This window comes from Asaia spathodeae NBRC 105894 (assembly GCF_025994195.1).
GTDB classification, from domain to species: domain Bacteria; phylum Pseudomonadota; class Alphaproteobacteria; order Acetobacterales; family Acetobacteraceae; genus Asaia; species Asaia siamensis.
Map to the genome: position 1 here is coordinate 468,483 of NZ_BAPY01000005.1, position 21,899 is coordinate 490,381.

The window sequence follows — 21,899 nt, forward strand, 5'->3', positions numbered from 1 at the left end:
CAGTAACAACATGGCGCGTTTCATATGAAAGCGCGCCCGTCAGGATTGCCTGCATCGCAGACCTGTCCCTCCAAACGCCCGGTTTTCGTCTGTGCCAATGCAACGCATTGTTCGCTCAAACGCTCTGGCCGGGCAAATTCATGGAATGGTCACACACCATCGCCAGCGAATCCTCTATCGAGGCGCCGTAACCCGACGGCCTTCTGGAAAAGGAGCAGGTCAATGGACTATCAGCTTCAGCATCAAACCCCCACGGCTCCCTCGGATCGCTGGCGCCAGACGCTCGTCGCGGCATGGCGCGAGCATCGTCTGACTGCCATTTCGCTGCAATCGCGTCGTGGCGCGCTGATGGCTCTGGACGAAGAGACGCTGCGCGACGATGATCGCACCTGAGCCACGAGCGGCTGGTCTCTCACCTATCCGGTGCCCCTTTCGGTGCCTGGAGAGACTGGTGCTTTCTCTTCTCTGAACAGGTGTTGTCGTATTTTCCCATGAGTTTTCCGATCCGTTCTTTCGCCTCCGCCCTTCTCGCCCTCACCTGCATGAGCGCGCCCCTTCAGGCCCGGGCCGAGACACAGACGAAAACGCCGATCAAGCATGTGGTGGTGATCTTTGACGAGAACGTCTCGTTTGATCACTACTTTGCCACCTATCCGCAGGCCGCCAATCCTGAAGGCGAGCCGGTATTTCTGCCCAGACTTGGCACGCCGCCAGCCAATACGCTGCTGCGATCGAACCTTTTGGTCACCAACCCCAATACCAATCCGGCCAACGGTGCCGATGCGGCGCTTCCTTTCCGCCTCGACCGGACACAGGCCAGCACGGCAGACCAGAATCACGGCTACACGGCCGAGCAGATGGCCTATCACAACGGCAAGGCTGATCTCTTTCCCTTGCATACAGGCCGGGGCTCGCCCGGTGGCGTCGGGGCTTTTGCCACGCGCGGGCAGGTGATGGGCTATTTCGACGGCAACACCGTGACTGCGCTCTGGCGCTACGCCCAGCGTTTTGCCATGAGCGACAACGCCTATACCGACACCTATGGCCCTTCGACGCCCGGTGCGCTCGAAATCGTTTCGGGCCAGACCAACGGGCTGCATATCACGGCCTCTTCGCAGAAGCCCTCGACGCGTGATGCGGTCTCGCCTTTCATCAATGACGGGCAAGGCGGCATGACCATGATCAACGATATCGACCCGACGGGCGATGTCTGTTCGGTGCCGGGTGAGCAGGTCTGGATGGAAGGCCGCAATATCGGCGATCTGCTGAACGCCAAGGGCGTGAGCTGGGGCGGGTTCATGGCGGGGTTCGATCTCTCGCAGCATAACCGCAATGGCACGAGCGGCTGCCAGCGCGCCACCTATTCAACCGTCGTGGCGCAGACGGTGGTTGACTACATCCCGCATCACAACTGGTTTCAGTATTACCCCAGCACCTCCAACCCGAAGCATCTGCGCCCCTCTGGCGTGGCGGCTATCGGTCAGACCATCGGTGTGGATGGCAAGACAAAAGACCCTGCCAATCATGAATATGATCTGGATGATTTCATCACCGCCACCAATGCGGGCCATATGCCTGCGGTGTCGTTCCTGAAGCTCCCGGCCTTTCAGGATGCCCATGCCGGCTATTCCGACCCGCTGGACGAGCAGGAAGGCATGGTGCGTCTGGTCAATTTTATCCAGTCGCGACCGGAATGGAAGGATACGGCCATCATCATCGCCTATGATGATTCCGATGGCTGGTATGACCACGCCTTTACGCCTGTGCAGCACAGCTCGCATGACATGCAGGCCGACCAGCTTAACGCGCCCGGCCAGTGCGGCAAGGGAGCCCCGTCGGCTGGGGTGAAGGGTGCCCCCGTCAACGGACGCTGCGGCCCCGGTACGCGCACGCCGCTTCTGGTTCTCTCGCCCTGGGCGCGCCGGAATGCGATCGATCATACCCTGCTGACGCAGAGCTCGGTTCTGCGCTTTATCGAGAACAACTTCCTTGAGGGCGCACGTCTCGGCAACGGGTCTTTTGATCAGGATGCGCAGGATATGGACGGGCTGTTCGACTTCAAGAGCCAGCCCGACACCACACCGCTCTATCTCACGCCGAAAGACGGATCGGTGCTGCGTGATGCGCCAAAGGTTTTCTGATTTCTTCGAAAGGGGAGAACGTTCGGGAAGTGCTGGCGGACAGAGCGCCAGCTTCCGCAGCTTTCTGACGAAAGCGTTTCTGCTTGGAACGCTGATGGCGAACGCTTCAGCCGCACTGGCTAAGGACTGCTCCCCTGCCAGCGATGGCAACAACCCCTGCCCTGTCACGCTGGTGCGCCCCCCTGTTGCGCCGCTTTCTGCCATGGCGAAGCTCGGCAAAGCGCTGTTTTTTGACAAGGCGCTCTCCGGGTCCGGGCAGCTTTCCTGCGCCTCGTGCCATGCGCCAAGCGCACATTACGCGCCAGACAATGCGCTGGCTTTTGCCAAGGGTGGTGTGGCGATGGACAAATTCGGCGTGCGTGCCGTGCCTTCGCTCACCTATCGCGAGCGCCAGCCGCCTTTCAGCGTTGGCCCTGATAATGCCACCAGCGAGACGGCGCCGCCTCCCCCACCGCCGCCCAGTGTCAAAGGCGTCAAATCGGCCAGTAATACCGGCGCCTCGGCGCAGGCCATGGTGCCGCAGGGCGGTCTGTTCTGGGACGGTCGGGCCGACACGCTGCAAAGCCAGGCCGCCGGGCCGCTTTTCGACACGCGCGAAATGGCCGCAACACATGAAGGTGTCGCGGCCCGCCTGCGCCATGCGCCCTATAGCGCCGATCTGTTTCGGCTGATCGGCGCCCATGCTTCTGACGATATGCTGATTGCCGAGGCGCTTTTCGCGCTGGCGCGCTACCAGATCGAAGCGCCGTCATTTCACCCCTATTCGAGCCGCTATGATGCCTGGCTGGAGGGAAAAACCCGCCTGACACGAGACGAAGCGGAAGGGCTGCGACTTTTCAACGACCCGGCGAAAGGCAATTGCGCCGCGTGCCATCTGAGCGCGGTGGATGAGGAAGGCCGACCGCCTCTCTTCACCGACCATCAATACGAAGCCCTCGCTGCCCCGCGTAACCCCCTCGCCCCCAAAGGTACCTACGATCTCGGCCTCTGCGCAGCGGGTCGCGCGGATATCGGCCACAATGGCGCCTATTGCGGCTTCTTCCGCACCCCATCGCTACGCAACAGCGCCACACGGAAAGTGTTCTTCCATAACGGTGTCTTCACCTCGCTGCGTCAGGTGATGAATTTTTATGTGCTGCGAGATATTGAACCGGGGCGATTTTACCGGCCTCCGGCGAACAAACATTCGTCACCATATGACGATTTACCCAGCCGCTACTGGCCAAATGTCGACAAAATCGACGCGCCTTTTGGTAAGCGCAAATCACCGACTCTGACGCCTAACGAAAGAGAAAAAATTGAGACCTTTCTCAGCGATCTAACCGATCATTGAATTTTTCAGCCAATTGACGATCGAGTTAGACACGCACGCCTACATATGCGGTTGTCAGGTATACAAGCCCCTCTATGGTATCAAGAATCAGCCAGCCACCGCCACTCACTCATCGGGTAGGCTTTGCAAGAGTCTCCGCAAGTTCAATCAGTGTGAAAGTCGTACGGTTAGCCCCGTAATTCATCCCGGCAAGATATGGCCGAACCGCATCTCCAAAAAGTAGGAACGCATAGGCCGTGTTGTGAAGAAGCATCGGGAACTGTCGTCTCATCGCCTCCAGATCGCCACTGGGATTTCCAACATAGGATTGTAGAAACCGTTGAGAGAAGTCCTGAGAAAAAGGTTTTGAAAATATATATTTGTAATGATCAAATTTACCTAATGTTGATTTTCGAGGAACATATGAACTTTCAATAAATTTCTGTGCAATTTCTTCGCTTTCTTTCTTTTTCGTCCAATCCAGAAAGTGCAAGGCGACATCTCTGGCGTCGTCGGGCCAAGTACAGGCACCTGCTGCCTCCAGGATCTTGACCGCAAGACTAATATCGTCGGACTCGAGCGCCACCATAGCGAGCGGCTTCATAAGTGAGGGCCATTTTTTTGCCAGCCTAGCGAGCGTTGTCTTCGTAAGAGGCCATGACTGGTGAAGATCATTGAAAGTAAATCCGCCAAAACAGGCGAAGAGGTCAGGTTTCCTTTCGGTCGTCGGTTCATCCTCTAAAGTCATCCGCGCAATATACAAAATCGCAGAGGCATTCCGGCAGCGAGCAATATATTCGGGCGAGCCAGGACAATAGCTGATAATTATTCTTACTTCACGTCGCCAATGCGGTTCATTCACATCTTCGATGAGATTTTGCAAGAGAGGATAATCATCCTCGGCGAGACCTAGATGAAACGCATTGAAAAGAGTAGGCGGAATATAGCTATCGCCTGGATACGGATGTTGCATGACCGCTCTGGTTGCGTCATAGGCACCCTTTTTATTTGTAAAGCGCAGCCAACGAATTTTCTGTATTTCTACAAAATACCGCGTGATGAAAACACCGTAGCCCGCCCCAATATCCAACGCAGCCGTGAACATACGATAGTCTCTATCCCACGCCCTTTCGGAAACAAGACTGAAGGGTCTGGAATCGACCAGGCGACACCCCCGCAGATCTTCTCCACAAACCGAGAATCCTGCGAGATCTGTCATTGCCCGCACACCTCGCCACCAGAGATAATAGCCAGACAGGTCCACGATCCGAGCCAGTTTCAGACGAACATCAACGGGTGCGGCATCAGGCCAGCTTTCGGAGACTGGCACGGCTCTTATTCGCCCCTCACGGGGAGAATCATCTCTCAGCGCACCTGCCTCCCCATTCAGTAATGGACCGAGGCGACGACTCCAGCCCACCCGTTTCGGCGTGGACAGCCACGGGCCGTGCTCGGTACTCGCCTGCAAAAGCGTTGCGTAGAACCCATTCCAGATGAGCACTGCTTGCAGCAGAGGCACGTTAGCCAATGCTGCGAGATCGACAAATGATGACGTTGCCAGAGGCAAGAAACCTGATCCCTCATGCGGATCGTACAGCACTGGCTCATCATCCATGAGCCCGAAGACGACATCGCGCAGGATTATGAGACGCTCGCCGCCTCCGGGCAGGAACTTTTCGCAGATTGGGAGAGAGTTTAAAAACCCGGCCAGGCGGACCCCCGGTAAAACCGGATCGGGCCCATATGAGATTGTCTCGGGGTCAATCGATTCCACGGGATAAAGGACACCATCCTGTGTAGCCCAAAAAGTAGCGGGGAAGACATCGGCAACTCGCAAGTCCAGCCAGATTTTCGTGTTACGAGGAACTCCCCTTACCGCGTCTATACGCCAAAAGACAGGCGCATCATCACTGTTGGCGTCCAACCACTGCAACCAAAAGATAGCGCGTTCGCGTACGCCACCCCTGTTTCCGCCTCCCGGAATATGCAGGACATCCACACCGAGCAGTTTCCATCGACCTGTCACCAGCTTGAAGCCTACCGGCGGCGCCTTAAAAAAACGACGTAGTGAATACCACTGTGTCCCCCAAACGCCGAAATCGAAATCTGCGCCATCCCGGTTCCGTGCATTCAAACTGCTTAAAATAGTTCGAATACGAGTCAGATAGCTGAGCACAAATGCGCTCAACAATGGTCTGGGGCAACTGTGAACCAGTGGCAGGAAACTCAGTACCTCAAGTCCGATGAGATCACCGCGGCTATGGAGCAGACCCTGACCAACCTCCTCGGTACTACTAGAGATCTGTGCAAGAAATGCGACTTCATCCTTGCCGACCATTTCGAGTTGCTGACTGATCCACTCCCCTGTTCGGTTCAACGCCTCGTAAGGGGTCGCTCTTTTTGCGGGCATCAGTCTGACCTTGGTTGTTACAGGATGCTTAACACGCGAACGATTAAACGGCATTGTAAATAACCTGCGTTATTTACAATGATATGAGATTATATATTTAATAACGTTGCCAGACAAAGGGTAAAAATTTTTGTATTTACCATATGCTCACTATAACAATCGGTACCCCACCCCCGTCTCCGTCAGTATATGCCTCGGCCTTTCGGGGTCTGGCTCGATCTTCTGTCTGATCTGACGGATATAAACTCGCAGCTGCTGCACATCGCCAGTCGGGCCCCAGAGTTGTTTCATGATGGTCTGATGGGTCAGTACGCGGCCTGCGTAACGGACGAGCATACGCAGAATATCCCACTCGCGGGGGGAGAGGCGGAGTTCTTCGCCATTCCGAAAAATCTGGCGACGGACGAGGTCTATGGTCAGATCGCCTGAGGTGAAGAGCGGCACCGTGCCTTCCTGTTGCAGGCCGTGGCGCAGGGCGTTGCGCAGGCGGGCGATGAGTTCGGCCATGCTGAAGGGTTTGGTCACGTAGTCATCCGCCCCGGCTTCGAGGGCAGCGACCTTGCCGCGCTCGTCGTCACGCACCGACAGAATGACCACGGGCAGATTGGGCCGCTCCCGGCGTAGCTGGCGCAGCACCTCTACCCCGTCCATATCGGGCAGGCCCAGATCGAGCAGAACGAGATCGGGCGGGGTTTCACTGGCGCGTTGCAGGGCCTGTTCGCCCGACCCGGCTTCGAGAATACGCCATGACTGGCTCGCGAGCGTGGTGCGCAGCAAGCGCCTGATGGCGGGTTCATCATCGACAACCAGAAGGGTCGGGTCGCTCATCAGGATGCCTTTTCTGCCAGAGGAAAGCGCAGGGTGAACATGGCCCCCTGCCGGTCGGGTCGGTTTGCCGCCGTTATCTCTCCCCCCATCGCTTCAACGAAACCGCGCGCGATGGCAAGCCCCAGCCCGGTGCCCGCCCGCGCCGTGTCCGCAGCGGCGAAGCGGGTAAATTTGGCAAAAAGCACCGCCGGGTCGCGCCCGCCAAAGCCCGGCCCCTCGTCCGAGATCGTGATGACAAGATGCGCGGCCTCTACCGACAGCCTGACCGTAATAGGCGTCCCGGGCGCGGTGTATTTGGCGGCATTATCGAGAATATTGAACAGCGCCTGCTCAAGCAGCACATCATCAAGCGGTACGATCGGCAGATCGGGCGCGACTTCCAGGGCAACAGGATGCGCGTCCAGCAGATTTGCGGCGCGTGACAAGGCAGAAGCCGCCACCTCGGCGCAATCGACCGGTTCGTGACGCAGCGGCAGCGCGCCGGCCTCAAGCCGTGTCATGTCGAGCAGATTGCCGACAAAGCGGTTCAGGCGCTCGGCCTCATCGGTCAGTGTCGTGAGCAGGTCATGACGCCCCTCCTCCCCCAAAGCCTCGCCATAGTCGCGCAGGCTGGACGCTGCACCCAATATCGAGGCAAGCGGTGTGCGTAGGTCATGGGAGATCGAGGTCAGCAGCGCCCCGCGCAGTCGGTCGGTTTCGGCATCAAGGCGCACACGGTCGAGGTCGCGCGCCAGAAGAATGCTTTCGATAGCGGTCGCTGTCTGCTCGCCCAGCGCGTCAAGCAAGCCCTGCTGCTCGGCATCCAGCAAGGCGCCACTGCGGTCGCGGTCGATCCCGAGCAAGGCCACTGGCCCGCGCCCCGTGCGCAGCGGCATGAAGAGCCAGCGCACGCCGGGCAGATTATCGGAACCACGCCCGGCCACGCGGTTGTTTTTCCAGGCCCAGCTTGCTGCGGCAAATCCGTCTTCTCCAATCGGATGGCCGGAATCATATGAGGTCTGCACACGCAGCACCCCGTTTTCGGGCATAAGCAGCACGACACGACAATTGAGCAGGGTCGCCATCTGGTGGCTGACCGACCAGAGCAGATCATCCAGCTTGATCATGCCGGTGATGGTGCGGCTGAAATGATAGAGCGATTGCGTGACTTCAGCCCGATGCCGCGCCACCACGGCCTGACTGCGCACACGCGCGCCCAAATTGCTCGCAATCAGGGCCGTGGCGAAAAAAAAGAACAGCGCCACCACATTATCGGGCGCCGCGATGGTCAGGGTATAAAGCGGTGGCAGAAAGAAGAAATTGAAGCAGAGCATGCCGAGCAGCGAGGCCCACAGAGACGGCCAGAGCCCATAGGCCACCGCCACGCCCAGAATGGCGGTCAGAAAGGCGAGCGAGACATTGCTCACTTCGAAACCCTGACGCAGCAGCAGCGCCAGACCCAAAGCCGCCAGAACGATGGCCGTGCTGCCGAGATAAGGGCTCAGGCTTGGTCTGATCTTCTCGCGCAGACGCCCCGTTACCGCCTCGCCAGAGCGCGGCACGACATGCACCGGAAAGCCGTCGGAGCGCTGGATCAGCCGCTCGGTCGTGCTGCGTCCCAGAATCTGCCGCAACCGCCCGATCCAGCCCGATCCGGCAGGATGCGCCGCCACGATCTGCGTCACGTTCTGGGCGCGGGCAAAGGAGAGCGTATCGAGCACAACATCATGCCCGGGAATGGTCACGGTCTCGGCCCCGAGCGATTGTGCCAGATGCATCTGCGACGCCATGCGGGCACGGGCATCATCGGTCAGATCGCGGCTGGTCTCGACATGCAGCACGATCCATGGCGCGTGCAGCCTATCAGCCAGACGCTTGCCATAGCGCAGCAGGCTGGCATCGCCATCCTGAAGGGTGAGGCATACCATCACGCGTTCGCCCGCCGCCCAAGGGCCAGCAATGGCATTGGCCTTCATGTGGTCGACAAGCTGCGCATCGACCTGCTGCGCCGTCTGGCGCAGGGCCAGTTCGCGCAGGGCCGTCAGATTGCCCGGCGAGAAATAATGCAGCATGGCACGACCCGCCGTGTGCGGACCGTAGATCTTGCCATCGCGCATACGCTGCAACAGGTCGTTCGGGGTCAGGTCGATCAGCTCCACCTCATCGGCCTGCTCCACCACCCGGTCCGGCACCGTTTCACGCACGCGCACGCGAGTAATGGAGGCGATGACGTCGTTCAGGCTTTCGAGATGCTGGATATTGACCGTGGTATAGACGTCTATGCCCGCAGCGAGCAGGTCTTCGACATCCATCCAGCGCTTGGGGTGGCGCGAGCCGGGCGCGTTGCTATGGGCCAGTTCATCAACAAGGGCGAGCGCGGGACGACTTTCCAGCAGGGCATCGAGATCCATCTCCTGGAGTATTTGCCCGCGATAGGCGACAGGGCGCGTCGCCTGCGCAGCCAGCCCTTCAACGAGAGATGCCGTCTCGCTCCTGCCATGGGTCTCGACCACACCGATCAGCACGGACACGCCTTCGCGCTGCTGCTGATGGGCCGCAGTGAGCATCTCGAATGTCTTGCCGACACCCGGCGCCGCACCGAGGAAGATCTTCAGCCTTCCCCGGCGCGATGAGCCGCCATTCTGGCGAAGCAGCGCGTCAGGGTCGGGGCGGTCGTAATCACGTGGGGTCATTGGCCCAGTCTATCGAGCGCCTGATTGAGCGCCAGCACATTGACATGCGGCTCCCCCAGAAAACCGAGGATCGGCGCTTCGGTCTGGCTCTGCACAAGATGACGCACCCGGTCAGGCGACAACCCCCGTGCCTTCGCAACACGCGCGATTTGAAAGAGCGCGGCATCGGGCGAGATATCGGGGTCAAGCCCGCTGGCGGAGCTGGTCACAAGCTCGACCGGAATACGCCAGCCTTGTGCCATCGCATCGGGGTTTTCAGCACGGAGCTGAGCCGTGCGCGCCGTTACCTGATCGAGCAGCGCCTTCGAGGTCGGCCCGGCATTCGAGGCAAGAGAAGCAGCCGCGTTGTAGGGCATGGCGATCGTTTTGGAGGCATCCCTGGGGTCAGACCCCATCGTGGCAGAAGGGCGCCCGTGGAAATAGCGTGGCGACGTAAAATCCTGCCCGATCAGGCTCGAGCCGATCACCCAGCCTTTGGCGTGAATGAGGCTGCCAGTCGCCTTTTCCGGCAGGAGCAGGTTTGCAAGCGCCGTCATGCCCAAGGGGTAGGCCAGACCGGTCAGGGCGGAGAGCAGGAGGAAGAGAACAAGCGCCGGGCGCAGTTGAGAGAGGACCATGAGTGTTTCCTCAGACCAGACCGATATGGGTGACGACAAGGTCGATCAGCTTGATGCCGACAAACGGCACGATCAGACCACCCACGCCATAGATGAGCAGATTGCGTCGCAGCAGGGCGGCGGCACCAACCGGGCGATAGCGCACGCCGCGCAGGGCGAGCGGAATAAGGGCGATGATGATCAGCGCGTTGAAAATGATGGCAGACAGAACCGCACTTTCCGGCGTGGCCAGATGCATGATGTTCAGCCCCGAAAGTGCCGGGTAGAACCCGACGAACATCGCCGGGATGATGGCGAAATACTTGGCCACGTCATTGGCAATCGAGAATGTGGTAAGCGCGCCGCGTGTCATCAGCAATTGCTTGCCGATGCCCACAATCTCGATCAGCTTTGTCGGGTCGCTGTCGAGATCGACCATGTTCCCGGCCTCTCTCGCAGCAACGGTGCCGGTGTTCATGGCCACACCCACATCGGCCTGGGCGAGCGCGGGGGCGTCATTCGTGCCGTCGCCGCACATGGCGACCAGCTTGCCTGATTCCTGCTCCCTGCGGATCAGCGCCAGCTTGGCCTCCGGTGTTGCCTGAGCCAGAAAATCATCTACGCCACTCTCTGCAGCAATGGCCGCAGCGGTCAGCGGGTTGTCACCCGTGATCATGACCGTACGGATCCCCATGCGGCGCAATTCGGCAAAGCGCTCGCGTATGCCGCCTTTCACCACATCTTTGAGATGCACCACGCCGAGAAGACGCCCGTCATCCAGCACGGCAAGCGGCGTGCCGCCCTGACGGGCAATACCATCGGCAATGCTGCGTATCTGCGCAACCGAGGCCGCGTTCTCGCCAATGGCGGCAATCACGCTCTCGACCGCGCCCTTGCGTATCTGACGCGCCCCGATATCGACGCCGCTCATGCGTGTCTGGGCCGTAAAGGGCACGAAATGCGCCCCGGTGGCGTTGAGTTCGCGCCCGCGCAGGCCGAAACGCGTCTTGGCCAGCACCACGATAGAGCGCCCCTCCGGCGTTTCATCAGCGAGAGAGGCAAGCTGGGCCGCATCGCCAAGCTGCTGCTCGGTCACGCCGGGCACAGGCATAAAGGCGCTGGCCTGGCGATCACCGATCGTGATGGTGCCTGTCTTGTCGAGCAGGAGCGTATCGACATCGCCAGCCGCCTCGACCGCACGCCCGGACATGGCGAGCACGTTGAAGCGTATGAGGCGATCCATGCCCGCAATGCCAATGGCCGAAAGCAGGGCGCCAATCGTTGTCGGGATGAGCGTGACAAAAAGCGCCACGAGCACCAGCACCGAGATGCTGCCGCCTGCGTAATGGGCAAAGGAGGGGATGGTCGCCACCGCGATGATGAAAATGAGCGTCATGCCGGCAAGCAGAATGGTCAGCGCAATTTCATTGGGTGTTTTCTGGCGCTGCGCCCCTTCGACCAGCGAGATCATGCGATCGAGAAAGGTCGAGCCCTGCGCGGCCGTGATCCGCACGATCACCCAGTCTGACAGCACACGCGTGCCGCCCGTCACGGCAGAGCGGTCACCGCCGCTCTCGCGTATGACGGGGGCGGATTCACCCGTGATAGCCGACTCATCGACAGAGGCGATACCCTCGATCACCTCGCCATCGCTCGGGATGAAATCACCCGTCTCGACCAGAACCGCATCGCCAACCGCCAGTTCGGGTGCTGCGACTTCCTCATAAAGCCCGGCGGGAGAATACAGCCCGGTATCGGTCGGGATCAGACGCTTGCCGCGGGTCTCGGTGCGGGTGCGACGCAGGGAGTCGGCCTGTGCCTTGCCACGCCCTTCGGCAATGGCTTCGGCGAAATTGGCGAAAAGCAGCGTGAACCACAGCCAGAGCGTGATCTGAAGCGCGAAGCCCGTATGGGGCATCCCTTTGATGATATCGCGGAACAGGAGAATGGTGGTCAGCATCGTGACCACCTCGACCACGAACATGACCGGATTGCGTATCATCACGCGCGGGTCGAGCTTGCGCAGGCTTTCTGCCATGGCGGGCAGAACCAGCGCGCTGCTCAGCACGGTTGCACGCGCACGCGGGGCTTTGCGCGCCCCGTCAGACCGGGGCGCGGGAGAAGGAAAGGAGATCATGAGACAGGCGCCTCTTAATAGGTGGTGCCGTGCAGCATCGCGAGATGCTCGACAATCGGACCGAGAGCGAGAGCGGGAAGAAAGGTCAGACCGCCGACAATCACGATCACACCGGCCACTAGTGCGATGAACAGCCCGTTATCGGTCGGAAACGTGCCAGGCGTCGGGGCGGCAACCTTCTTGGCGGCCATGGACCCCGCAATGGCAAGCGCCGGTATGATCACAAAAAACCGGCCGATCATCATGCCAATGCCCAGGGTCACATTCCAGAAGCTGTTGGCGGTCAGCCCCGCAAAGGCGCTGCCATTATTGGCGGCGGCCGAGGTATAGGCATAAAGCGCCTCGGTGAAGCCATGCGGCCCGCTTGCCGACAAAGCGGAAGTCCCGGCGGGAATGACAACGGCGAGTGCCGTGAAGCCAAGCATGACAAGCGGCAGACAGAGCACGGCCAGCATGGTCATCTTGATCTCGCGGGCCTCGATCTTCTTGCCCAGATATTCCGGCGTACGCCCGACCATGAGACCGGCCATGAAAACCGCAATCAGGGCAAAAAGAAGAAACCCGTAAAGCCCGGAGCCGACGCCACCGAAAATCACCTCGCCAAGCATCATGTTGATGAGCGGCACCATGCCACCCAGCGGCAGAAAGCTCTCATGCATCGCATTCACCGCGCCGCATGACGCATCGGTGGTGACGGTGGCAAAAAGCGCCGACGCAGCCACACCAAAGCGCGTCTCCTTGCCTTCCATATTGCCGAGCGCGCCATCAAGGCCCAGCGAGGCAAAAAGCGGGTTGGCATGGGCTTCGGACCAGTAGAGCACCCCTGCCCCGATCAGGAACAGCGCGGCCATGGCAGAGAAGATGGCCCAGCCCTGCTTTTCCTGCCCGATCATGCGACCGAACATGTTCGTCAGCCCTGCGCCCAGCGCAAAGATGCACAGCATCTGCACGAAATTTGTCAGCGCATTGGGGTTTTCGAATGGATGAGCCGAGTTCGTGTTGAAAAACCCGCCGCCATTCGTTCCCAGCATCTTGATTGCTTCCTGAGAGGCAACAGGACCGAGAGCGATGGTCTGGTGACGGCCTTCCAGCGTAAATGCCGAAACGCTGCTCCAAAGAGTCTGGGGCACGCCTTCGAGCACGAAAAACAGGGTCAGCAGCACACAGGCTGGCAGCAGCACGTAAAGGGTCACGCGCACCAGATCAGCCCAGAAATTGCCAATGGTCGTGGCGCTACGACGCACGAAGCCACGCATAATGGCCGCGGCGATGGCGATGCCCGCAGCGGCAGAAACGAAATTCTGCACAGTCAGGGCCAGCATCTGGCTGAGCGGGCTGAGCGTGGTCTCGCCACTATAGCTCTGCCAGTTCGTATTGGTCAGAAAGCTGATGGCCGTATTATAGGCGAGATCCGGCGCTACCGCCCCCAGCCCGCCGGGGTTGAACGGCAGCACACCCTGCAGACGCAGCAGCGCATAGACGGCGATGAAGCAGAACACCTTGAACAGGATCACGGCCAGCGCATATTGCGACCATGATTGCTCGCGCGTCGGCTCGACGCCCGCAAGGCGATAGATCCCGCGCTCCAGTGGCCCGAGCATACGCCCCGGAAAATGGCGCTCGCCTTCGAGCACGCGTTTGAGAAAACCTCCGAGCGGTCGTGTCAGCGCGACCACGCAGAGAAAGAACACCGCAATGGTGATCCATCCTGAAAGGCTCATGATCAGAACCTCTCGGGACGAAGAAGCACGGCGGTGACATAGGCCAGCAGGCCAAGCGTCACGATACCGCCAAGAACAAGATCAGGCGTCATTTCAGATCCTCTGGCAGATCGAAATGAAGCCGAGACAGAGCACGAAGCCGAAAAGGCCGAGTGCGCCGTAAAGAGCATCAAGCATGAAAAAAGGCTCCCTGAAGAGAGCCTGATTATCAATTCGCACGCCATAGGAATGACAGAAGGCGCAGCCCGAAGCTTTATAGGAAAGTCATAGGAATTTCGGTGCCTTTGCGTCGCCTAACAGGCGACACGAAGACAGGGTCAGGCAAAAGTTACACGGCGGTCGGTATGAACTGGCCAGAAGCCGCGGCGGCAATCTGGCCGCTATTCATGTCGATCGGTACGAAAATCACCGTCGCCTTGCCCGAGCGGCTGGCGGTCACGACCATATCGGCCTGATTCACATTCTGCATCAGGGTGAGAATAGCGTCTTCGCTGACATCGGGAATGCTCTTGCGAAACAGTTCCGCCGCCTCGGCAAAACCGGCAGCGATGGCCTTGCGCTCATTGGCGATCCCCTCACCCTGCAGCTTCTTGCTCTCCGCCTCGGCTCTGGCAATGCCCACACGCCGCACCATCTCGGCCTCGGCTTCTGCCTGAGCGGCATCCTTGCGGGCAATCGCTGCCAGCTTGTTGTTCATCGCTTCCTGTATCTCGCGCGGCGGCATAGGCTGCTCGATGGTAACACCATGGATATCGAGGCCTGATTCAAGCGCGTCCGCCACCTGATCATTGATCACCCGTCGGGCGATCTCGTTGCGCTGCGAATAGAGTTCCGCCAGCGTCATGGTCGAGGCGATCTGCCTGATCTCGTTTTCGACGCGAAAAACGAGCCGTTTGACAGGCTGCGATACCTTGTAGGCGTAATTGAATACAGCCTCGCTATCATCTCGGACGCTGTAGAGCAGCACCCAGCGGATCTCGATGAAGACGTCATCCAGCGTCTTGACCTCTGACGATGTCTCGACCTGCATCTGCTGCAGCGACACCTTGTATGAAACACGCGTGAGGATCGGAATACGGAAGTGCAGGCCACTCTCGAGCAATTTGCGCTGCGGCTTGCCCAGAAATTCGGTGACGTAGACCATCCGCCCCGGGACAATCATCACGCCCCCGAGAAGGAAAAACACGACAAGAAAGGCGGCAACAGCGATAACAAGTATCGCGAGTACAGGCTCGGGAATGGTCAGGGCCTCCTTTTGTCTTTTCGATATCGCGACAGGATTTACCAGACGCCCGACTGAACCTCACAATGAAAATGCCTCAGATGCCTGCATTGTGAGTTTCGCCGCAGGGGCCGCAGAACCACGCACTCCAAGCAGGCACTGGTGATATCCGGCGCGAGATGCGATGTAGAGCGTCCAGGCAAAGTGATGCGGCCCCGGGCCGCCCGGATATCAGGGAGGCAGAGCCGAGATGACGCAAGCCACGGCCCTGCGTCGGGGATGGACAACGGGCAGCTGCGCAACAGCCGCCGCCAAAGCGGCCTGGGCCCTGCTCATGATCGATGACTGCCCGGACCCTGTCACCATTACCCTTCCCGGCGGCGGGGAGGCGGCGTTTTCGCTGGACGGATCAGGACGCGACGGCGACACAGCTTGGGCTCGTATCGTCAAGGATGCCGGAGATGACCCTGATGTTACCCACGGGGCGCTGATTACCGCCACCGTGGCGCGCGCATCGACAGGCAGCGGCATCATTTTTCGTGCCGGAAGCGGTGTCGGGACCATCACCCAGCCGGGCCTTCCCCTTCCCCCCGGCGAGCCCGCGATCAACCCTGTGCCACGCACCATGATCCGCACCGCTCTGGAGCAGATCACCCCCGGTGCCTCAGACGCTATCGTCACGATATCCATTGCCGATGGCGAAGAGCTGGCCAAACGCACATTGAATGCGCGGCTCGGCATTCTTGGTGGCTTGTCAGTGCTTGGAACCACCGGGATTGTGATTCCTTATTCCTGTTCGGCATGGATCCATTCAATCCATCGTGGTGTGGATGTAGCAAGGGCGCTCAACCTGCCCCATATCGCAGGCAGTACGGGATCAACCTCTGAAAAATCCATACGCTCTCTCTACACTCTGCCAGACCCGGCCCTGATCGAGATGGGAGATTTCGCGGGCGGGTTTCTGAAATATCTGCATCGCCACCCCGTGCCGCGCCTCACCATTGCAGGCGGTCTCGCCAAAATGACAAAACTGGCCCAAGGCCATCTCGACCTGCATTCAAGCCGGACACTGGCCGACCCGCAGGCCCTGGCCCCCATTGCCGCGCCTCTTGGCCTGACGGATGCCCAGCTCTACAGGCTGGCAAAGGCCCAGACGATCGCGCAGGGCTATACCGCTCTGGGTGATGACAGGCTTGGCTCCCTGATCGCTCAGCGTGCGGCTGAGACAGCAAGAGACACCCTCGCCGATCCTGAATGCCAACTCGACGTGGTCATATTCGACAGGCAGGGTGCGCTGATCGGGCGCAGCACGCTTCTCTAGACTCACGGACCTCCCTTGCATGGCTGTCCGCAAAGGGTGGAAACTGCCCGCGCCTCTCCCATAGCTTCCTGAGAACCGAAAAACCGGAAACAATACGATTACAAAATAATATTGCCATGAATATATCGTTATTGTAACGCAATGTTATAGGTAATAAAAACAGGAAACCTCAATGACGCGTCGTTACCGGAGATGGTCCCTTTCTCTCCTGACCCTTGGCGTGGTCATGCCGGTCTGTCCTCAGACTTCATTGGCGGCAACACCCCCGCTTGCTGCCACCTCTCCCTCGGCAGTTTCCGAAAAGGAGCGGGTGCGCCCAAAGAAGAAGGCCCATCGCCCGGCGCACCCACTGCCTGCAATCGAGGGCAAGGAGTCGATCTCCGTCAGCGGCAAGCGGCTACGCAGTCATGGGGCAGAGGTTGCTGTCACGCGTGCCGTCATGGAACGTTTCATCCCAGGTACAAATCCGATGCAGATTCTGGCGCAAAGCCTGCCGGGAGCCAATTTTACCTCATCTGACGCTTTCGGCCTCGATACGGCAGCCAATACCTTTTACGTGCGCGGCTTTACCCAGACGCAGATCGGTGCCTCACTCGATGGTATGCCGCTCGGTACGCAGGGCTTTACCAACCAGAACGGCGTTTCGATCACCCAGGCGATGATCCAGGACGATTTGCAGGGAATGACGCTCTCACAGGGCGCGGGCTCTCTGGACACTTTTTCAGCACAGCTTCTGGGCGCGGCGATGAGCTATGTCTCGTCAGACCCGTCAGACAAGGCCGGTGGACGCGTCTCGCAAAGCTTTGGCAGTTATAATGCGTTTCGCACCTATGTGCGGGCTGATAGTGGCACGCTCAATCCAAGCGGCACGAAGTTCTATACGTCCTTCGCCAGAACCGAGAGCAAGCTCTGGAAAGGCGAAGGCTATCAGCGCGAATTGCAGGCTGACGCCAAGCTGGTTCAGCCTGTAGGCCAGCATGGCAAGCTGACGGGCTTTTTCGGCTTCGGCAATTTCACACAGGCCAATTACCTCTCCGTCACCAAAAACATGTGGGAGCGCATGGGCCGCGACACGACCTATCTCAAACCGGATTACGAAAAGGCCAAGCTCTGGGCCTATTACGCGCAATACACCTCTGACGTACCGCCAGGCTATGACGGTATCCTGTCGAATGACGAGATCGGCAATTATGCCTGGGATGGCTCACAGATACAGCGCAGCTATCTCTCATCCGTCACCGGGCATTTCGATCTGTCGGAACATCTGCATTCCGACACCATCGCCTATGGCAATATCTCAAGCGGTGTCTATGGCGGGACCAATAATTTCGTCACCTCCCCAAGCTATGGCGTGCCGCAATTGCTGGCAGACGGCACGGTAAGTGGCGTTCCCATGGCATTGCAGCGTGCCCATGCCGATATGCGCCGTCTCGGCTTCACCCAGAAGCTGTCCTATGAGGCCCCTCATCACAATCTGATCGAGGGCGGTTTGTGGTACGAGAATAACCGCTGGGTCTATGATGCCCGCCTGTATGAGGACACGCCCGAAGCCGCGCATAGCATGATGTCGGACCTCAGGAAGGGCACGGGGCATACCTGGTTCGAAAACACCTATAACACCAATACCTTCCAGTTTTTCCTTCAGGATCGCTGGACGATCATCAAGGGGATGACACTGCTGGCCGGGTTCAAATCCCTCACCCAGACTACCCATGGCGGCACGAAGAACGACTACACGCAGCAACTCAAGGATGAAGGCTGGAATGCCTATTACAGGCGACCGGCCCGTGGCTCACTGACAGCTTCAGGAGCTTTCCTGCCGCATTTCAGTTTTGATTATCATTTCCTGAATCATCACGAGGTCTATTGGGATATCGCCGAAAATCTGCGTGCCTATGATTACTACTCACAGACAACGTCAGGTACGGCATGGGGCGGGCTGGGCAATGCCGCGCAACCGGCCCAACAGGTCTTCGACGCCAGCAAGAAAACGCTTCGGCCTGAGCGCACATGGAATTATGTCGTGGGCTATCGCTATGACGCGAAATTCTTCACCGGCACAATTGATTATTACCATACCGATTACTACAACCGCCTCGCCTCCATCACCGAAGGCACGGCCAATAACACGCGCAACGCCTATATGAATGTCGGACGCGAGACGATGGATGGCGTCGATATTCTTGGCGCCATTCGCCCGGTCAAGGGGCTTGAGATCACCAACAGCTTCAGCTGGAACGACGCCCGCTATCAGGGAACGGGCATCAATTACGGCGGCAAACTCTATAGCCTGAAAGGGAAAAAACAGGTCTATTATCCGGCTTATATGTACAAGGCCAATCTGGCCTATCTCTGGCGCGGCACGCAGTTCAATTTCAACGTTAATTACATCGCCTCGCGCCCGATGACCTTCCTGAACGATATCAGATTGCCCCCCTACTGGCTGGCCAACGCAACAATCGCCCATGATTTCGGCCGCATCGGCTTTGCTGAGCATTTCAAGGCCAGTTTCGGCATCACCAATCTGTTCGACACGAACTATATCGGCGGCGTCTATGGTGCAGCCTCTCTGTCGGGCGACAATAACAGCAATCTGTTCGTCGGTTCACCGCGTCAGTTCATCGGCACGATCAATGCCCAGTTCTGAAATGAGACGTCTCAGAAGACGCGCGCCAGTGTCCGCATAAGTCAATGCCTCTCCTGAGAGGCCTGGGGTACAACTCGACTTTTATGATCACATCCGGATTGGGCCTTTACAGTGTAACGTTACCGGGTCGATACAGGGGCTTTCATGCATACTGACGGCGATTAACGTAAGGGACCGGATCTTTCATGACTGAAACCACGCTGACGGATTTCAATCGCAGACGGGATTTCATGGGCATGGAGGAGACGGATCTCCGCGCTCTTCGCTCGATGACGGATCTGATCGACCGTGAAATACCGACAGCTCTTGAGGGGCTTTACCGCAAGATCAGCACGTCGCCAGAGGCAGGAGCGTTTTTCTCCAACCCTGCCCATATGGACCATGCCAGACGGGCTCAGGTTGCCCATTGGCACAGCATTGCCGAAGCCAGGTTCGATCAGGACTATGTCGATAATGTCGGGCGGATCGGCGCCGCCCATGCCCGTATCGGTCTGGAACCGAGCCTCTATATCGGCGCTTATGGCCGCGTGATGGAGCATCTTTTCAAGGCGATCATCCGCGACACCTCGACTGGCAACCTGCTCACCCGTCTCTCGCCCCATAGCAAGGATGCCCTGACGGAGCGGCTCGTCAGCCTCAGCAAGGCTGTTCTTCTGGAGATAGATCTGACGATCTCGACCTATATGAACGATATAGACAAGGCGCGCATCGCCATGCAGGCCGAACAGGCCCGCCGTGCGGAAGAAGACAAGGCCGCCGTGCAGGTTCTCGGCGACGCCTTGAGCGCCCTGGCCAATGGCGATCTCACGCGCAGGATCGGCGATAATGACATTCCTGAGAGGCTTGCAGCACTCAGGCAGCATTTCAACCAGACGGCCGCCACACTCTCGCGAACGATGAACGACATATCGTCCGAGGCCGCCCATATTCTCACCAATGCGCATGACATCAGGCAAGGGGCCGAGCAGCTTTCAAGCCGCACCGAGCAGCAGGCGGCTGCGGGCGAAGAGATGTCCGCTGCCCTGGGGCAGATTACCGAACGGATACGCCAGACCGCCCAGCAGACGCTCAGAACAGACAAGATGGTGTCTGTCGCATGGCACGAAGCCAAACATGCCGAAAAGGTCAAAAACGACACGATAGCAGCCATGACTGCCATAGAGGGCTCATCTCGCGAGATTGGCGGCATCATCACGATCATCAATGAAATCGCCTTCCAGACAAATCTTCTGGCGCTGAATGCCAGTGTCGAGGCGGCGCGTGCGGGAGATATCGGCAAAGGCTTCGCAGTTGTCGCCAATGAGGTCAGGAGCCTCTCCCAGCGCTCGCGCGAGGCTGCCGAAGCGATAGGCGCCCTCATCAGCCAGTCGGATCAGCAGGTGCAAACCGGAGCCGCCAAAATGCGTGAGACCGGAGAGGCCCTGCAAAAAGTCATGGCGCAGGTCGAGGCAATCAATAATGCGGTCTCGACAATTGCCACAGCCACACAGGAACAGTCGCAGAGCATCACAGAGTTGAATAGTGCCATGTCAGGACTGGAGCGCACGACAATGCAGAATGCCGGAGCCGCAGAAGAAAGTGCCGAAGCGGTAGGCAATCTGGTTTCAACCGCAGACACACTGACCCGCGCCGTCTCCCATTTCAAAACGACAACGCGAACACCCTGAGCGACCGCTCTCACGCATCTGTGGACATGATGGCTTTCCCCTGAGCGGCGGCTCATGTCACCGCGCTGCATTGGGTATTTGCCGTGATGGCATGCCCTGTGGTGATACAGGCTGTCGAAGGCAGATTTCGGCTATGACCGCCCGGCAGGAACGCGGGGCGGTCCCCTCTCGTTCAGATCACGGGAGAGAGGGCCTCAGAATTCGAGCAGGACTTTCATCGCTTCCCGCCGGTTTGAAGCGAGGTCAAATGCCTTGCCTGCGTCGCTCAATGCAAAGCGCTGCGTGACGAGCGCGCCCAGATCGGCCTTTCCGGAGTCAATGAGATCGACGGCGAGGGCGAACTCCTCGCGGAAGCGGAAAGAACCGACCCAGCTCAGTTCCCCGGTGACAATCCGGCTTTGCGGCAGGGTCACATCATCGCCCAGCCCCAGTTGCACGATGGTGCCACAAGGCGCCATCAGATCGAGAGCGCCACGCAGGGCCTGCTCATTCCCCGAGCATTCGATCAGGACATCGATACTGCGCCCCAGCCCCGCCAATGCCTCAGGAAATTCGCGGGAATCGATCACGCGGTCGGCGCCTGCCTTGAGAGCGATCGCAAGCGGCTCGGCAAGGATATCCGTGACAATCACTTCTCGGGCGCCATTGAGTCTCGCGGCAACTGCCACCAACGTTCCGATAGGACCGGCGCCAGTCACCAGAATGCGTTTGCCCATCAGGGCACCCGCACGACGGACAGCATGCAGCGCCACGGCAAATGGTTCTGAAAGCGCCAGTTCAGCCGGTGTCTTATGCACAGCCTTCACGCATTGACGCGCCTTGCAGACCAGATCCTGCCTGAAAGCCCCGTCTATATGAGGGTCGCGCATGGCACTGCCATAAAAACGCATATCGGTGCAGTGATTGGCCCGACCGGCGAGACACTGGCTGCAATGACCACAGGCGAGGCCCGGATTGACTGCCACCACATCCCCGATGGCGAGATCGCTCACATCGGGCGCCTTCTCGGCAATTCGCCCTGCGATTTCATGCCCGAGAATCATGGGATGCTTGATGCGCACGGCGCCGAAACCACCGTGATGATAATAATGCAGATCCGAGCCACAGATCCCGCCTGCCTCTACACGCACCCGTACCTCCCCTGCCTGCAGGGCCGGCACGTCACGCTGCTCGACCTGAAGGTTGTGCGGCGCGTGGATGACAAGAGCCTGGGTCATGACGGAAA

At 59.1% G+C, this 21,899-nt stretch carries 15 protein-coding genes; 6 read left to right on the top strand and 9 right to left on the bottom strand.

The window, feature by feature from the left end; all coding sequences use genetic code 11:
• Positions 1-222: 222 nt before the first annotated feature.
• The 3 genes from AA105894_RS06520 (at position 223) to AA105894_RS06530 (ending at position 3,474) form a co-directional block, all read left to right on the top strand.
• The gene (locus AA105894_RS06520) at positions 223-393 is read left to right on the top strand and encodes a hypothetical protein (RefSeq protein ID WP_159101685.1); all 171 of its coding nucleotides are present in this window, start codon (positions 223-225) and stop codon (positions 391-393) included.
• 98 nt (positions 394-491) lie between these two features.
• Positions 492-2,141, top strand: a complete 1,650-nt coding sequence (locus AA105894_RS06525; protein WP_373316741.1) for a phospholipase C — start codon at positions 492-494, stop codon at positions 2,139-2,141.
• Positions 2,142-2,235: 94 nt separating this feature from the next.
• The gene (locus AA105894_RS06530) at positions 2,236-3,474 is read left to right on the top strand and encodes a cytochrome-c peroxidase (protein WP_267310976.1); all 1,239 of its coding nucleotides are present in this window, start codon (positions 2,236-2,238) and stop codon (positions 3,472-3,474) included.
• Positions 3,475-3,583: 109 nt separating this feature from the next.
• Here the strand turns inward: AA105894_RS06530 and AA105894_RS06535 are convergent, their stop codons facing one another.
• The 8 genes from AA105894_RS06535 to AA105894_RS06570 form a co-directional block, all read right to left on the bottom strand.
• Entirely contained in the window at positions 3,584-5,917 is a 2,334-nt protein-coding gene (locus AA105894_RS06535; RefSeq protein ID WP_267310977.1) for a hypothetical protein, read from the bottom strand.
• Positions 5,918-6,013: 96 nt separating this feature from the next.
• Entirely contained in the window at positions 6,014-6,691 is a 678-nt protein-coding gene (locus AA105894_RS06540) for a response regulator (RefSeq protein WP_267310978.1), read from the bottom strand.
• Complete coding sequence (locus tag AA105894_RS06545) at positions 6,691-9,363, bottom strand: sensor histidine kinase (protein ID WP_267310979.1); 2,673 nt, start codon at positions 9,361-9,363, stop codon at positions 6,691-6,693. Before AA105894_RS06545 ends, AA105894_RS06540 begins: the two co-directional genes overlap by 1 nt.
• Positions 9,360-9,980, bottom strand: a complete 621-nt coding sequence (kdpC, locus tag AA105894_RS06550) for a potassium-transporting ATPase subunit KdpC (RefSeq protein WP_267310980.1) — start codon at positions 9,978-9,980, stop codon at positions 9,360-9,362. The genes AA105894_RS06545 and kdpC overlap by 4 nt, the downstream gene beginning before the upstream one ends.
• A gap of 10 nt (positions 9,981-9,990) precedes the next feature.
• Positions 9,991-12,096, bottom strand: a complete 2,106-nt coding sequence (kdpB, locus tag AA105894_RS06555; RefSeq protein ID WP_267310981.1) for a potassium-transporting ATPase subunit KdpB — start codon at positions 12,094-12,096, stop codon at positions 9,991-9,993.
• A 14-nt stretch (positions 12,097-12,110) separates the two neighbouring features.
• Positions 12,111-13,817 (bottom strand): potassium-transporting ATPase subunit KdpA, encoded by a 1,707-nt coding sequence (gene kdpA / locus AA105894_RS06560; protein ID WP_267310982.1) that lies wholly within the window; start codon positions 13,815-13,817, stop codon positions 12,111-12,113.
• Between the two features lie 2 nt (positions 13,818-13,819).
• A complete protein-coding gene (kdpF, locus tag AA105894_RS06565) occupies positions 13,820-13,909 on the bottom strand; it encodes a K(+)-transporting ATPase subunit F (RefSeq protein ID WP_148301563.1) in 90 nt (29 codons plus the stop codon).
• A 236-nt stretch (positions 13,910-14,145) separates the two neighbouring features.
• Positions 14,146-14,979, bottom strand: coding sequence for an SPFH domain-containing protein (locus AA105894_RS06570; protein WP_267311053.1), 834 nt, complete (start codon positions 14,977-14,979; stop codon positions 14,146-14,148).
• Between the two features lie 310 nt (positions 14,980-15,289).
• On the opposite strand from AA105894_RS06570, the gene AA105894_RS06575 reads away from it, so the two are divergent.
• The 3 genes from AA105894_RS06575 to AA105894_RS06585 all read left to right on the top strand — a co-directional run bounded on the left by AA105894_RS06575 (position 15,290) and on the right by AA105894_RS06585 (position 20,674).
• Positions 15,290-16,360 (top strand): cobalt-precorrin-5B (C(1))-methyltransferase, encoded by a 1,071-nt coding sequence (locus AA105894_RS06575; protein ID WP_267310983.1) that lies wholly within the window; start codon positions 15,290-15,292, stop codon positions 16,358-16,360.
• Between the two features lie 172 nt (positions 16,361-16,532).
• The gene (locus AA105894_RS06580; protein ID WP_267310984.1) at positions 16,533-19,007 is read left to right on the top strand and encodes a TonB-dependent receptor domain-containing protein; all 2,475 of its coding nucleotides are present in this window, start codon (positions 16,533-16,535) and stop codon (positions 19,005-19,007) included.
• A gap of 185 nt (positions 19,008-19,192) precedes the next feature.
• Complete coding sequence (locus AA105894_RS06585; RefSeq protein ID WP_267310985.1) at positions 19,193-20,674, top strand: globin-coupled sensor protein; 1,482 nt, start codon at positions 19,193-19,195, stop codon at positions 20,672-20,674.
• A gap of 194 nt (positions 20,675-20,868) precedes the next feature.
• On the opposite strand, the gene AA105894_RS06590 is transcribed toward AA105894_RS06585, so the two are convergent.
• Positions 20,869-21,891: an L-idonate 5-dehydrogenase gene (locus AA105894_RS06590; RefSeq protein ID WP_267310986.1), complete on the bottom strand. Its 1,023-nt coding sequence runs from the start codon at positions 21,889-21,891 to the stop codon at positions 20,869-20,871.
• Positions 21,892-21,899: the final 8 nt, after the last annotated feature.